Source organism: Stieleria varia (genome assembly GCF_038443385.1).
In the GTDB taxonomy this organism is placed as follows: domain Bacteria; phylum Planctomycetota; class Planctomycetia; order Pirellulales; family Pirellulaceae; genus Stieleria; species Stieleria varia.
In genome coordinates this window covers 6,215,843-6,230,780 of record NZ_CP151726.1, presented here as the reverse complement: position 1 = coordinate 6,230,780, position 14,938 = coordinate 6,215,843, and the positions used below count along the sequence as shown (strand labels likewise).

The 14,938-nt window shown below is 57.0% G+C and carries 10 protein-coding genes; 7 read left to right on the top strand and 3 right to left on the bottom strand.

Translation table 11 applies throughout. From position 1 onward, the window contains the following. Nucleotides 1–545 precede the first annotated feature (545 nt). Nucleotides 546–1,802 (top strand): peptidylprolyl isomerase, encoded by a 1,257-nt coding sequence (locus Pla52nx_RS21125; RefSeq protein WP_231742057.1) that lies wholly within the window; start codon nucleotides 546–548, stop codon nucleotides 1,800–1,802. Continuing rightward, nucleotides 1,799–2,476 (top strand): hypothetical protein, encoded by a 678-nt coding sequence (locus Pla52nx_RS21120; RefSeq protein WP_231742058.1) that lies wholly within the window; start codon nucleotides 1,799–1,801, stop codon nucleotides 2,474–2,476. Before Pla52nx_RS21125 ends, Pla52nx_RS21120 begins: the two co-directional genes overlap by 4 nt. A 488-nt stretch (nucleotides 2,477–2,964) precedes the next feature. On the opposite strand, the gene tsaB is transcribed toward Pla52nx_RS21120, so the two are convergent. Next, the gene (gene tsaB / locus Pla52nx_RS21115; RefSeq protein ID WP_146520794.1) at nucleotides 2,965–3,810 is read right to left on the bottom strand and encodes a tRNA (adenosine(37)-N6)-threonylcarbamoyltransferase complex dimerization subunit type 1 TsaB; all 846 of its coding nucleotides are present in this window, start codon (nucleotides 3,808–3,810) and stop codon (nucleotides 2,965–2,967) included. Between the two features lie 161 nt (nucleotides 3,811–3,971). Here tsaB and Pla52nx_RS21110 point away from each other — a divergent pair, with 161 nt between their 5' ends. Beyond that, entirely contained in the window at nucleotides 3,972–4,739 is a 768-nt protein-coding gene (locus Pla52nx_RS21110; protein WP_146520795.1) for a metallophosphoesterase family protein, read from the top strand. Between the two features lie 101 nt (nucleotides 4,740–4,840). Continuing rightward, a complete protein-coding gene (locus Pla52nx_RS21105) occupies nucleotides 4,841–5,599 on the top strand; it encodes a metallophosphoesterase family protein (RefSeq protein ID WP_146520796.1) in 759 nt (252 codons plus the stop codon). On the opposite strand, the gene Pla52nx_RS21100 is transcribed toward Pla52nx_RS21105, so the two are convergent. Both Pla52nx_RS21100 and Pla52nx_RS21095 read right to left on the bottom strand, forming a co-directional pair. After that, nucleotides 5,596–6,975, bottom strand: a complete 1,380-nt coding sequence (locus Pla52nx_RS21100; protein ID WP_146520797.1) for a UTP--glucose-1-phosphate uridylyltransferase — start codon at nucleotides 6,973–6,975, stop codon at nucleotides 5,596–5,598. The two genes, Pla52nx_RS21105 and Pla52nx_RS21100, sit on opposite strands and share 4 nt — an antisense overlap. A gap of 151 nt (nucleotides 6,976–7,126) precedes the next feature. Then, complete coding sequence (locus tag Pla52nx_RS21095; RefSeq protein ID WP_146521267.1) at nucleotides 7,127–8,155, bottom strand: AAA family ATPase; 1,029 nt, start codon at nucleotides 8,153–8,155, stop codon at nucleotides 7,127–7,129. A gap of 107 nt (nucleotides 8,156–8,262) precedes the next feature. Here Pla52nx_RS21095 and Pla52nx_RS21090 point away from each other — a divergent pair, with 107 nt between their 5' ends. From Pla52nx_RS21090 to Pla52nx_RS21080, 3 genes are all read left to right on the top strand, one after another. Next, nucleotides 8,263–9,381, top strand: a complete 1,119-nt coding sequence (locus Pla52nx_RS21090; protein ID WP_146520798.1) for a glycosyltransferase — start codon at nucleotides 8,263–8,265, stop codon at nucleotides 9,379–9,381. Continuing rightward, complete coding sequence (locus Pla52nx_RS21085; RefSeq protein ID WP_231742059.1) at nucleotides 9,378–11,012, top strand: hypothetical protein; 1,635 nt, start codon at nucleotides 9,378–9,380, stop codon at nucleotides 11,010–11,012. Before Pla52nx_RS21090 ends, Pla52nx_RS21085 begins: the two co-directional genes overlap by 4 nt. A 137-nt stretch (nucleotides 11,013–11,149) precedes the next feature. Continuing rightward, nucleotides 11,150–14,434 carry an AsmA-like C-terminal region-containing protein gene (locus tag Pla52nx_RS21080; RefSeq protein WP_146520799.1) on the top strand — a complete coding sequence of 1,095 codons (3,285 nt, stop codon included), beginning with the start codon at nucleotides 11,150–11,152 and terminating at the stop codon, nucleotides 14,432–14,434. The last annotated feature ends 504 nt before the right edge of the window (nucleotides 14,435–14,938 follow it).

The following is a 14,938-nucleotide window of genomic DNA, read 5'->3' as shown; positions in this document are numbered from 1 at the left end:
CTGCGCCGGCAGCCTTGAGATGCGTGCTGCAGGACCCATTGCACCAGTGTATCGAGCATCGGGGTGCCGCGTGAGCGACACCCCGATGCGCTGTGGAGACTTCACCGTGGAGCGGCTCGTCGAGACGATTGACCCAGAAACCGTCGCCACGAACCGAGAATGCTCCGGCCAATCTCATTGGCCAGTAAACGATTCCCGCAAAACGTTTACCATCGATAAAGCTCCAGGAGTGTTTGATGGTGCCGGGATTAACAACCCAGCCAAACGGCTGTCAACGCTGATTTTCTCTCGCAAAGAAATTACCGCCAGATTTTCCTGCGACCGCCGCTCTGCTCTTGTCCCGCTCGGCAACAGACCGCTATGTACGCAATACGAAGGTCTCCGAGCAAGCAGATTCGAGCAAGCATTCGAGCAACCGCTCCTCCCACGTGCCTTCTGACGCTTCATCTGATCCGATATGTCGACGCACAGGCAACGAAATGCCCTTCAGTAGTTGTAACCCAAGCTGTAACTCAACGTCTTTGCGACGAAGCTTTGCCAGCGCAGTGGCGCTGTTGAGCATGGTGTTCGCGGTGACCGTTGTCGCACCGGCCACGTCCGAATACTCGTCCACGTGCTCGGCTCAAGGCATTGCCCAACTGCCGACCCGCGATCAAGGAAATGGCGATCAAGGAAACAACGCGACAGAATTGCCCCAAGACCCGGCAGCCGTGCTCGCTGTCGTCGGTCAGTCTCGGATCCTGCTGGGCGACGTGATCGAGAAAGTCGACGCGAGGATCAAGGAGGGACTCAAGCAAGCCAACACAACGGTCCCCGAAGAACAGTTGCGCGAAATCCGACTCGGCTTGGTGCGACAAGAACTCGTGCAATTGATACGATCGAAAACCATGCGAGAGCTTTTCCTGCTGGAACAAGTCGCCACGCAGACGGCGGAAAAGCGACGCGAGATCTCCAAGATGATGGATCAACGCGCCCGCGAAATGTTTCGCGAAGGGGAACTGAAGAAGTTGCAAGAGGTCCACGAAACGGAGGACCTTGCCAAAATCGATGCGATCCTCCGCAAACAAGGTTCTTCGATCGCCGCCCGGCAGCGAAACTTTACCGACGCCATGCTGGGCCACATGTACATGCGCAGCAAAATCGACCAAGACCCCGAAGTCACGCTTGCGGAGATCAATCAGTACTACTTGTCGCACCAAGAAGAGTTCTCGCACGCCGCGCAAGCTCGGTGGGAACAGTTGTCGGCACTGTTTGCCAAACACCCGTCAATGGATGAAACGCAAGGAGCGATCACTGAGATGGGGCGTGAAGCGTTTTATGGAGGCAGCCCAACATTTGCGCCGGTGGCGAAACAAAAGAGCGAAGAGCCCTTTGCCAGCGACGGCGGACTGCACGGCTGGACCAATCGTGGCGCCTTGGCCTCACAAGCCATCGAAGATCAAGTCTTTTCGATTCCACTGAACGAAATGAGCGAAGTCATCCGTGACGACGACGGCCTGCACATCGTCCGTGTCTTGGAACGCAAGCCGGCCGGCGTGACGCCGCTGGGTGACGTTCAAGACAAGATTCGCGAGACGCTGAAGAAGCAAAAGATCGCCAAGGCGGAACAAAAAATGATCCGCGAAATGGAAAAACGTGTTCCGATCTGGACACGCTTTCCCGACGACATGCCCGGCTCGATGCCGTTGCCCGAAAGCATGATGGGCGATCAACCGCTGCCCAGTACCGCTGACAATTCGGTCAACCCCGATGAAATCCCTCGCGCCGCATCCAAGGGACTGTTGCGAGGTCTGTTGCGATGAATCGCACGGTTGCTGCGGCCGATCCATCTCGCTTGGCTCCCACCCAACGCATGTCGTTGTGTTTGGTGTGCCTGATGTTGCTGTGCGGTTTGTCGATCGGATGCGGCCAGTTGCTGTATCGATTCGACCATCGACCAGTCGATGAGTTCGTCCCCAATCCGATCGAACTGCCACCGGCCAGCGATCAATTCGTTTGGCATCAAGTCATCGACACGGTCGACGACTACTTTCGCATCTCTCGCGAACAGCCGGTGCAAAATTCCAACGGCATGCTGCTCGATGGACGTGTCGAGACGGCATACCGAACCGGTGCATCGGTGATGGAGCCGTGGCGCAAAGATAGCACGGCGGGATTTGAACGCATTCAAAGCACACTGCAATCGATTCGTCGCAAGGCAACCGTGATCGTGCGTCCCAACGGTGCTGCCTATACGGTCGAAGTCATCGTGCAGAAAGACATCGAAGACACGGACCGGACTCAGTACGCGACCGAGACGACGGCGTCACGACGTCACGACGGCACGATGCTGAGAACGGACAACGGCTACGACGACAGCCCCCAAACGCTGGGATGGATTTCCCTGGGCCGGGACACTTCACTGGAACAGAAAATTTTGCGTGATATTTTCACGCGAGTGACCAAACCTGACGGTCGCAAAGCCCACAAGCATTAGGTTGGCTCTTTGCTGGACCCCAAACGCGGTTTCCCAAGTTGAACTTTGCCAGGTTCGGCTTTTGATCCAGACAAAATCGCAAAACCGGCACCGACCAGGAAAGATGCAGCGGTCGCAAGGCTGAGTCTTTTTTCAAGACTAATCTTTCGCGGCGACCTCGCCGATACGACACCAGCCAAGCTCAGGATGGCTTTGCAAAGTCGCTCAAATGTGTCGGCGTCCCCTCGGGCCTCGGTGCGACGATCGACCTCACCGACCAGCCCATTCCTTCCAGCCCCAGCCTCGCATGATCGGGTTTTCACACCAGACCGTTGCATTTGACCAATTCCGATTGCTCGTCGAAAAAAGACTGTGTGATTTCGGACAACTGGAGCCAAGCCAATTCCCGATGACGCAACGTGAAGTCGTTCGGGGGGGCAAATCTTGCGGGTTTTACTTCTGTGTTCACGGTCCCCGCAGCGTGAAACTGACGGCGATCTATGACGCCCTCAAGAAGCAGGTGATTTATTACGGCCCAGACGGGATTCGTCGTCACAGCGAGTCGATTCACGTTTCTCTTCCGCAGAACTGTGCTTGATGTATCGCGGCAAAATCCGCATCGCGTCCTGAAACTGCGACATCGCCGCCAGTCGTAGCCCGATCCGCCCCACGCCCACTGCGTCGCTGACGGTCCGTCCTGAAACCTTCCCCTGATGGGATTCCGGAAAGACGGCTCGATCGCCAGCAAACACCACCGTCGGGTCACCCGCCATCTGCTGGACCAACTCGCTCCACTGTTCCGACTCCATGACAGATACCGATGCGTCCATACGCTCGGCATAGATGGATGGAGTCAGTGGCGTAGTAAGCGGCGACTTGGACAGCGACTCAAGCGGGATTTCTGGGGGTGCGGACAATAGCTCGCCCACATCAAAGACGCCTGCAAAAATCTGGCCGCGAAACGCATTGATCCCGACGAGCACCTGCTGTGCAGGCATTTCGCCCGGCTGCGTGTCCAAGGAATCCAAGGTCGCAGCGGCGATCCCGGCCAACGAATCCACACCGACAATCGGCCACGAACGTGCGTATCCGATCGCTTTTGCCATCGTCACGCCGATCCTCAGGCCGGTGAAGGACCCCGGGCCGATCGCGACATCGATCCACTGGGGACACCATTGATTTTCTCGGCAAACATGCAGTAATTCCTGTAAACCCGGTGCAGCCGAGGCCGCGGTCCGCCGATCACGAGGCAAGTCGGCCTGCCAAACCGCTCGATCTCCCAATAAAACCGCCAGCGAACCGAAGCGTCCTGTCGTTTCGATCGCGATGTGGCAAGTACAATGGGGCTCAGACATCAGGCAGCTCAAATCACCGGGCAGTCGCGTACGGGATGGATGGAAACTTTGGTTCCGAAATATATCGTGGGATTGCTGTTAAATTTTGATTTGCCTTACAATCCGTTCTTTCACGGTCCAAGCCTAGGCGGCAGGACAGGCCATTCTCAGGAAAAATCGACGTGACGCGAGCTCTGATCAGCGACATTCACGGAAATCTTGAAGCGCTGCTCGCGGTCTTAGCGGACATTCGTGCGAACAATGTCGACGAGATTTTTTGCCTCGGCGACATCATCGGCTATGGCCCCAATCCTTGCGAGTGCCTGGACAACGTCATGACCCATGCCCAAGTGACAATCTTGGGCAATCACGACCAAGCCGCATTGTTCGATCCTGACGGATTCAATCCGATGGCCTTGCAAGCTATCTATTGGACACGGGACCAGCTAGACAATGGCCCCGGGTCGGCCAGCCAAGTCAACGCGAGATGGGACTTCCTGGGCGAACTGCCCAGATTCTATGAAGACGATCAATACAAGTTCGTGCATGGTTCGCCACGCGATCCCACCAACGAATACGTGTTTCCTGAATACGTCTTTGACCAACGCAAGATGGAGATCTTGTTTGGTAAAGTCAAACAGTACTGCTTCATGGGCCACACCCACTTGCCCGGCGTTTTCACCACTGATTGCGAATTCATCGCCCCCGATGAATGTGATTATCAGTATGTTTTGGGCAGCGAGAAAGCGATGGTCAATGTCGGCAGCGTCGGCCAACCACGCGACGACGACAATCGTGCTTGCTACGTGATCCTGGATAAAGACGGCCCGATCGGCCCCACCGTGACTTTCCGCCGTGTTGAGTACGATATCGAAAAAACGGCCAACAAGATCTACGCGGAAGCCGACCTGTCCAACGCGCTGGGCGACCGAATCAAGCACGGTCGTTAGCAGCACCGACGGATAGTAAGCTCAAACCAAAGTCGGTAAGCTCCATCACGCTCACGATCCGGCACGCGGACCAATCTCCACTGACCAGAATTGACCCCATCGTGACTCGAACCGCGATCCTTAGCGATATCCACGGCAATCTGACGGCGCTCAAAACCGTCTTGGATCATGTCGCTACACAGAATGTCGATCGCATCGTCTGTCTCGGCGACGTGGTCGGCTACGGCCCCGAACCCTGTCAATGCCTCGATATCGTGATGGGCTTTGGGTTCTGTGTCCTGGGCAACCACGACAGCAGCGCGCTGTTTGACCCGGAGGGATTCAATGTGACGGCCGAACAGGCCATCTTTTGGACTCGTAACCAACTGGAATCCGGACGCGATGGCCCCGAGCAGAGTCGCAAGAGAATGGAGTTTTTGTGCGAGCTGCCACGCACCGTCCGTGAATCCAACGTCCTGTTCGTGCACGGCTCCCCTCGTGGGCCGACAAACGAATACGTGATGCCCGAAGACATCCAGAACATCAAGAAGATGGAAAAGCTGTTTTCGATGGTGCCGCATCTGTGTTTCCAAGGACACACGCACGTCCCCGGCATCTTCACCACCGATCACCAGTTCATCCGTCACACGGAAATCGTCGGTAGCTACTCGGTCACCAATGCAAATAAGCGGTTGATGATCAACGTCGGCAGCGTCGGTCAGCCCCGCGACGGCGATTCACGCAGTTGCTACGTCGTGTTCGACGGAGATTCGGTGGCGTACCACCGCGTGGAATATGACATCGAAGACACGGTGCGAAAAATCGAAGCCGAACCGGAGCTCGATAATTTCCTCGGCTACCGCCTCCGCGAAGGCCGCTAAGCACCCGTCAGCGTCACCTCACCGGTGTACTCTCCGCTACTAAGCACTTGGCGTCCACCTGACTGGTTCGTGATTGCCACTTCTCCGGAAAACGACACATCGGCGGCGAATTCCACGTCGCCTTGAACCGTCAACGTCACGCAGTCTCGCAGCGATGGAATTTCGCGGATCCGTTCGTCCAAGTCCGCGATCGTTCGATAATTCGCTTTGTCCAACTGGACGTTCGGCGGCACTCCCTTTCGCTCTGCAATCAATCGCACCGACCGATCCTCCGCGATCTCGTACGCGTCACTGCGTACGGCCAACAAGTCGCCCGTCGTTTTGACCGGCGCAAACCGCGATCGGGGCACTCGAACGGCCGTCGCATTGGGCAGGCAAGCGATCGCAGCCCCCATCGCGGTTTCCAACTGATAGACCGCCGGCGACTGAGTGTCCTTGGGGTCGACCGTTTTGCGATTGGCGATCATCGGCAAGTCCAACGAGCCGCCGCTTTGATCAAGGTGCTGTTGCAGTGCGACCAAGTCGATCCAGAGGTTGTTGGTGTTGAAATAACGATGCACCGTGATGTCCTGGAACTGGGCTTCCTCGCTGGGATGGCATTGCGCCGACTCACGCAACAACCAACCACCGTTGGTGTCCATCGCCAAGTGACCGCCTTTGCGATCAGCCATCGTCCGATCGGCGACTTCCATCATGAACGAAGCACCGGACTGGATCAGGTGCCCCAGCAAACGCGTGTTCATCGTCGCGCCGAGGTTATCCGCGTTGGAGACGAACAAGTACCGGCGTCCTTGGCCGATCAGTCGTTCCATCGTCCCAGTGGTCACCAACGCCGCATAGATATCGCCATGCCCTGGCGGACACCATTCCATCGTCAAGTCACTGGGCCACTCCGCAGGCAGCAGTGTTTCTGCATCGAGCTTGGGGACCTGATGCTGCAAAAAGGAAACGACGTTCTCTGCGTCGGAGACCGCCGCGGCGGTCTCGATTTCGGTGGAGAAGCTATTCATCAGCACCAGCGGAACGCCGAGCAACCCGGTCTGCTGAAGAATCAACTCCAGAAAAGTCGTCCGACCACGAACGGGCAACAACGATTTCGGCCCCTCCAAACCCATGCTGGTCCCCAGTCCACCGTTGAGCTTCAACAACGCCGACTGATCCAAGTGTTCGTTGCCGATTTGCTCCAGTTCATCGGGCAATGTCTCGGCGTCAACAACACCGGTGGCAGGTCGAATATCGGCTTCGCGCAGGTAAGTCTCGGCACCGCTGGCGAGACGCTCGAACTGCCTGCGAAAGATCTCGTGAATGACCGCGGGAGAGCCTGCCTCAGTCAGTTTGTCTGCGATCGCTTGCCAAGTATCGGATGTTGAATGCATGTTTTCGTTGAGTCGAGTACGTGAAATCAGAACACGCGTCAGTATGAATCGACGTCAACAATTACAACACCCGTGCCCCGCATGGCGACCGCTGTCCTCACTTCACCCGTAATGGGATTCGCCAGAATTCCCCGTTGCTGCTGTCCCGGTTTCAAACAACTGCGGCGGGTTTCACGGCCATTTCCTTCACCAAACGCGCGATCAAATCATCCACCGTGATCCCGTCGGCTTCCGCGGCAAACGTGGGGACAATGCGGTGCCTCAGCACGGGAAACGCCAGGGTTTGGACGTCATCGATCGTCACATGGGGTCGGCCATGAACCAATGCACGTGCTTTCGCCGCCAGCACCAATTGTTGACTGGCTCGGGGCCCCGGCCCCCATTCCACCAACTCTTTGGTCCAACTGCGGCTTTCGGGATCACGTGGTCGCACCGCGCGAACTGCATCGAGCACCCAATCTTTGACGTGCGGCGGCAACGGAACCCGTCGCACCGTTTGTTGGAACTGGATGATTTCTTCGCCGGACACGACCGCCTTGACCACAGAGTCGAACGTCGATGTCGTTCGGTCAACGATCTCGGACTCTTCGTCTCGCGACGGATAATCGACAACGACGTGAAAGAGGAATCGGTCACGTTGGGCTTCCGGCAACGGATACGTGCCTTCTTGTTCAATCGGGTTCTGCGTGGCGAGCACAAAGAACGGCTCTTCCAAGCGATACGTGTGTCCCGCAGCGGTCACCTCGTGTTCCTGCATGGCTTCCAACAACGCCGCCTGAGTCTTGGGCGGCGTTCGATTGATTTCGTCAGCCAGCAACATTTGGGTGAAAACCGGCCCGCGTTCGAACATCATCTTGCGACGCCCCGTCTCGGGGTCTTCTTGGATGATTTCAGTACCGGTGATGTCGCCGGGCATCAGGTCGGGCGTGAACTGGATGCGGCGAAAGGTCAAGTGCATCGACTCGGCCAGCGTACGAATCATCAGCGTCTTTGCCAGTCCCGGTACGCCTTCCAAGAGACAGTGACCACGGGCCAAGATCGCGATCAACAGTTGTTCGATCACATCGTCTTGGCCGACCACCACCCGTCCGACTTGTTCTCGAATGGCGGAACAGGCCTCGACCAACCGAGCGGCGTTGGCGGAATCATCTTGCGTTTCGATCGGCGGGGGCTGAACCATGGGTTGGATACCGTGTGCGGACTGCAGGCAAATGGGATGTTGATGTTTCGAGTACATTGTAATAAGAATCCTGCAGCACAATCACTCCCCCCGACCGACAGACGCGAATGAACGATTTTGAGCCCCCGCCACCCGAATCCGCTCCGGTGGGTGATCTCACGCTCGATGCCACCTCGTCGCCCGCGCCGTTATTGTCGTTCGTTGTCCCGACGATGAACGAAGAACAAACGGTGGTCACGCTGGTCGAAAAGATCCACGGCGTCTGTCAGCAGAACGGTTACACCTACGAAGTCATCTTCGTCGACGACGGGTCCACCGACGCGACTTGGCAGAGGATGCGGGAATTGGCGACGCAGCGTGGTGAAGTGACCGCGATTCGATTTCGGCGAAACTTTGGCAAGGCTGCCGCACTCTCGGCGGGCTTCAAAGCGACTCGCGGAACGATCGTCTTCACGATGGACGCGGACCTGCAAGACGACCCGATCGAAGTCCCCAGCTTCTTGGCAAAGTTGGACGAAGGCTTCGATGTGGTCAGCGGCTGGAAACAAAAACGCAAGGACTCGTGGGACAAAGTCTACCCGAGCAAAGTGTTCAACTGGCTGGTCAGCACCATGACCGGAGTCCGATTGCACGATCACAACTGTGGGTTCAAAGCGTACCGACGCGGAGTGATCGAAGACGTCCGACTGTACGGAGAACTGCACCGTTTCGTCCCGGTCCTGGCGGCGGCTCAAGGATGGCGGGTCGGTCAGATCCCGGTGGTGCATCACGAACGCGAATTCGGTAGCTCCAAATACGGCGTGGCGAGGATCGTCAAAGGGTTCCTGGATCTGCTCTCGGTTTTCTTTCTGACGACCTTCGGCAAACGACCACTGCACTTGATCGGCACACTCGGTCTGCTCTGTTTCACCATCGGCGGCGTCGTGATGATGTATCTGTCCTCACGCTGGGTCATCACGCGAGTGTTTTACGAAGAGGATAGCTATTTGCATCTGCATCAATCCGCACTGTTTTATTACTGCATCGTCGCGATCCTGCTCGGCTCACAGCTCTTCCTTACTGGACTGCTGGCTGAACTGATCGTCGCCGAATCGGATTCGGCCAAGCGACCGTATAACATCTCCGAAGCAGTCGGCAGTAATTCCAAGGCTGTCGGCACCAATTCCCTGGCTGTCGGCACCAATTTCAAGGCTGGTGACTTCAACCGCGCGGGGGAACCGTCATGAGCCTGCTCTTTTCGGACGACCGCTACGACGACGAAGAAGTTTTCCAGGACGACGACTGGGAGACCGAAGAGCCGGAGTCCCATCGACTGGGGATCTCTACTTTACTGATCGTGATCGCATTGGTGATCGCGTCGGCACGGATGGCGGTGGTCACCAGTCGCGAAGGAGACACGGCTTTCCTGAGCGCGAATGATCGCAGTCGTTGGTGCACGGTCGCCGCACTCGTGGAAGACGGTACCTATCAAATCGATCGGCAAGTCGCCATCACCGGCGAAAAAAAGAACCGGCGTCCTTGGTACACCATCGATATGGTACGCCACGAAGGCGACGACGGAAAACAACACTATTACAGCAGCAAGCCGCCGTTGTTTCCGACGATGATCGCGGGTGTCTACTGGTGCCTGTATCAAGTCACTGGAATGACACTGACGGATCAGCCGATCTACTTGGCTCGGATCCTGCTGTTCTTGATCAATCTGCCCCTGCTGGCCTTGTTCTACTGTTGCACCGTGGCCGCCATCCGCTTGGTTGTTCGCGATCCATGGACCGTGATGATGGCGACCGCTGCGACGTGCTTCGGCACCATGATGTTGCCCTTCGCAATCGCGCTGAACAATCATTTGCCCGCAGCCGCCATGACCGCGTTGACGATGTACTTGTTCGTCCGTAGTCGGCGCTATCACACACCGTCCTGGCTGTGGATCGTTGCCGGAATGGCGGCGGGATTCACCGCCGCAAATGAACTGCCCGCGCTCTCCATGGTCGCTTTGTGGGGCGGCATCTTGTTGCTCACGCGTCGCAGCGCCTTGGTCGGCTACACGGCAGGGGTCGCCGTCGTCGCCATTGCGTTCTTTGTGACCAACTATGCCGCCCATGGATGCCTGCGTCCGCCCTACATGCACCGCGGCGATGGCTCGGTCCTCGCCTTGGTTTCGGCGGCCGAAAACGAATTGCCTGCCGCCCTCGATGTCATCGATGAACTGGCCAAAGCGAAACGCGAGTTTGCGGACTCCGAGGTGACCATCGAACCTACGGACGATCAGGATCGCTGGCGAGCCGTCGTCAACGGACATCGATTTTATGCACTCAAACAAAGCTCCCCCACCGAGTTCGAAATCCGTGATTGGGATGACTGGTACGACTATCCAACCAGCTACTGGATCGGGGATCGTCGACGTGGGGTCGACAAAGGTGAGCCGTCGAGGTTGACCTATTTTGCCAACATGATGATCGGCCACTACGGGATCTTTTCGCTCACGCCGATTTGGGTGATTTCGCTAATTGGTATTGCTAGCGTGCTGGCAGATCGTGAGAACCGATTCTGGCTGATCGTTGCCGCGATGGCGGTTGCCAGCGTTGTCTGCGGTGCCTTTTATGTGATGCGACCGGAGATCGACCGCAATTATGGCGGTGTCAGCGTGTGTTTCCGCTGGATGCTGTGGTTCGCTCCGATGTGGTTGCTGGCTGCTGCCTGGGGATTGCGAAAAATGACCGACTGGGCGGCCACCCGATGGCTGGCGATCGGCTTGCTAGCGTGGAGTGTTTTTTCGATGGCAACGGCACTGTCGAGTCCTTGGCAAAGCCCTTGGATCTATCGGTTTTGGTCGTTTTTGGGCTGGATAGAGCCGTGAAACAGGGACTACCATCGCACGCAGAGCAATTGCCAAGGATGACGGCACTAGATTGATACGGAGCAGGATTGGCCGGCAAGGAAGCCAGGACGACTGACGCGAAACCCTCGAGACATTCCTCTCGTGGGTTGTTTTCGTTGCTTGTCATCGCCGGGTGCCTGTTCATCATCTGGACGATCGCTCCGCAAACCGTCGGCGAGCAAGCACGGCGGCATCTTGAGAAGACGTTTCGCGAGCACTATCCGAATTTGCAAGTCTCGATCGAGCGTGGGCGTTACGATCCCAAGATCGGTTTGATCTTTGACAATATCTCGATCTCCGAACCTGCGTCGTCAAGCGGATTGGTCCAAGCCGGCCTTGAGATGCTGACCGGTCCCTCCGAGCAAATGGTACACATCAAACGCTTGGTGGTGGTTGCCGACACTCAACCGCAACGTTTGCTCGAACGTGGCAACCCTCTGGTAACACGTCGCTTGGTGATCGAAGGCGTCGAGGCCGAAGGTCGATTGCGAGCCGACGGAACGATCTCGCTGCAGTCTCTGTGGCCATTGCCAAAGTTTGGTCCCAAAGCGTGTCCGCGAATCGAAGTTCGAGACGTCGACTTCACACTCATCTCGGACCAATCCACAGGCAAACCGATCAAAATGAACTTTGCCGAAATCGTCACCACGGAGAATCCGTTGGCAGGTTCGATGGATGCCCAAGGCAACGTGGTGGAGGTCCAGAAAGTCGTTACGGCGCGCGGGAGCAGTTCGTTCGTCGACGAATTTGCGATCAACGCCAATATCGTTCCAGGCGGAGCAGATGTCGAAGCCAGCATTGGCGGACTGCGTTGGTCGGATGATTTGTTCGATCGCTTGCCGGAACCGTATCGCGAAAAGATTCAACAGGCTCGTGGTCTGACCGCCGTCAGCGACACGCGGATTTCGGCACGCTATCGCGTCGATGCACCGATCGCATTCAAGACGCGGACCAAGATTCGCGACGGCCGCTTGGAACATCCCGCTCTGCCGTTACCCTTGGATCGTCTCGGTGGCGTCGTCACGTGCACCCGCGACGGCGTCGATATTGAATCCTTTTACGGCATGTGGGGGGACGCCAACTATCACGTGACCGGACGAATGGAGGGATTGCAGTGGCCCGCGAAGGTGCAACTCAACTGTGGGATCAATCACTTGCTGTTGGATCAACGGGTCGCATCGGTGTTGCCCGAAAAGCTGCGAGCGCACTGGGACAAGTTTCAGCCGTACGGTCGAGTGGACGCTCGAATTCCACAACTGAAATTTGAAAACGGCAAGTGGTCGGCGAATGCGACGGTCACATGCAAAGGCGTCGATGTCCGGTACGAAAAATTTCCTTATCCCGTTCAACAACTCGTGGGCGACATCGAGCTGACACCCACCATCGTTTCGTCCGAATTGATGGTCGGTCGCGTGGGAGGGCAAGGCATGCAGTGCGCTTTTGTCGTTCCCACACGTCCCGAGTTGCCCATCGAGAAACGGATTACGATTCAAACCGATGGACCGATCGCCATCGACAATGTGATGTTGGATTCCTTGTCACCACGCGGAAAGGCAACTTCAAAACTTGAGTCGTTCATGCGCTCGCTCAATCCCCGCGGCGCGATCCACTTGCAAACCGCCATCCTGGGGAACGACAAATCAGGAGACGAGTACCGAGACATCAAACTGCAAGTCTTTGACGGGACCATCCGCTTCGACAAATTCGCGTATCCGATCTACAACGTCACCGGCAACGTTCAACTGCGTAACGACGATGTCTACATCCAAGAGTTCCACGGCGTGAATGCCAGCGGAGGCCGGATCGCCTGCAACGGAATCTATCGTCTGCCACCGAAGCCGCTGTACCCGAACACACCGTCACCGAACACACCGTCACCGAACACACCGTCACCGAACACACCGTCCGTCGCGACGCTGCCTGCCATGGAGCTGGATTTTCACGCCACCGACGTGCCCATGGACGGCGCCCTGAGAGCCTCTTTGCCAGAAGCCTCCCAGATGACTTGGGATGCACTTTCGCCAAGCGGTGTGCTGGACGAACTGTTCGTCAAACTGACGCAGCAGCATCCCGATCCGGTGACCGGCGAAATCGCTCCCCTGGAGATGGATGTCGCGGCGCGAGAGCACATCACAGAGAGTCCATCTCAGCCCGCACTGCGTTTGCAACCGGTCGCCCTACCCTATCGACTGGACATCACCGACGGCTTGGTACGATTTGACGGCGAGAAAGTCACCATCGATTCGCTGCGTGCCCAACACGATGCGACACGATTGTCCGCCGAAGGATTCTGTGGCAAACGCCCCGACGGTCGCTGGCGATTGGTGCTGGATGTCCACAGCGGCAGCCGGCTGAATCCGGATGCGGAACTCATCGAAGCGTTGCCGATCGAGATGCGACAAGCCATGCGGGAATTGCAGTTGCGAGGACCGGTCGGCGTCCGCGGCAGAACCGAAACCTTGTTGTCGGACGAAAACAATCCCAACCCTGTGTTCGATTGGAATCTCGTTCTGCAACTGGAGGGCAACCGAATCGGCGACGTCGGCCCGGTACACTCCCTGCGTGGTGAGCTGTTCGTCCGAGGCAAGAAAGACGAATCCGGCATTCGTGCCAACGGCGATGTCCAAATCGATTCCATGCACGTTGATGATTTGCAAATCACCGGCATCCGAGGCCCCTATTCCGTCGTCGATGACCTGCTACAACTCGGATCGGTGACCGACCAAGCCATTCCTTTGCAAGGAAATCTCTTTGGCGGTCACGCCAGCGTGCAAGGAAGCGTGTTGTTGTCAGACGCGAGTTTTGACGTTCAGATGGCACTGCAAGATGCCCAGGTTCCGTCGATCCTGGCGGAGATCGGCGAAGGACGCAGTGAACTGACGGGAACACTCAATGGCCGAATGACATTAGAGGGTCTGCTGGGGACAACCGAGTTGCTCAGCGGCAACGGTGCCGTCACGGTCGAGAATGCCAACCTGTATCAACTACCCTTCTTGGTGCAGTTGCTGAATCTGTTTTCGATCACGGCTACGGAAGACGTGGCGTTCACCAACGGCGATGTCAAGTTCACGCTCAGCGAAAGCGAGTTGATCTTTAACGATCTGAAAATGTGGGGCAGCTTGATCGCACTGCAAGGCAGCGGAACGCTGGATCGACGCCGTGAACTGGATCTCACTTTCAACACCCGTGTCAGCCCACGCAACGGGTTCAGCCAACTGCTCAGCCCCCTAAAGAGCCAACGCTACACGCTGTGGACCGTAGATGTTCGTGGTCCGCTGGAGGATCCGATGATCGAGCGTCGCGCCCTCGATGGTGTCGGGCAAACCCTCGAAAGGCTCTTCCCCGGCATGGGGTCGTCTGCCCAACGGCCTCCACCGCCATCAGGCATCGATCGCCGATAGCGGACTGTCGGTCAGATCGATAAGCGGCTAGACGCGGATTGGCACGAAAACAGTCTGCGCATATCAGCCGCCACGCGATAGAGAACGTCCAGCTAAGGTCGACGTCACAGAACATGGCTCCCCTCTCCCCACAAAGTAAGGCAAGTGCTGCTTGCCTTACTTTGTGGGGAGAGGGGCTGGGGGTGAGGGGCTGAAACCGATCGAAACTAATGATCTGATTTACTATGAAATTATCTGCGAGGTATCTCAAACCTACTCTTCGCCAAGCAAACTTTTCAGTACACGTTGCCCCCTCACCCCCAGCCCCTCTCCCCCAAATCCTGGCTCGCTTAGGCTCGCCAGGATTTGGGGGAGAGGGGAGCCATGATTGTTTTGAACGCACCTCCAGTCGCTCACTTGCGCGTCGAACTGGTATTTTGTCGAAGATTCTTCTACCAAAGCAGGACGTTCTCGATAGCGTCCGGTTCTCACGCCTCTGCTCGGGAACCGGACGCAATCTCCAAA

Excerpts from the sequence above, each read along its gene's own strand:
- Pla52nx_RS21120 (WP_231742058.1), top strand. The coding sequence starts at position 1,799 with ATGAATCGCACGGTTGCTGCGGCCGATCCATCTCGCTTGGCTCCCACC.
- Pla52nx_RS21085 (WP_231742059.1), top strand. The coding sequence starts at position 9,378 with ATGAGCCTGCTCTTTTCGGACGACCGCTACGACGACGAAGAAGTTTTC.
- Pla52nx_RS21100 (WP_146520797.1), bottom strand. The coding sequence starts at position 6,975 with ATGCATTCAACATCCGATACTTGGCAAGCGATCGCAGACAAACTGACT.
- tsaB (WP_146520794.1), bottom strand. The coding sequence starts at position 3,810 with ATGTCTGAGCCCCATTGTACTTGCCACATCGCGATCGAAACGACAGGA.
- Pla52nx_RS21095 (WP_146521267.1), bottom strand. The coding sequence starts at position 8,155 with ATGGTTCAGCCCCCGCCGATCGAAACGCAAGATGATTCCGCCAACGCC.
- Pla52nx_RS21090 (WP_146520798.1), top strand. The coding sequence starts at position 8,263 with ATGAACGATTTTGAGCCCCCGCCACCCGAATCCGCTCCGGTGGGTGAT.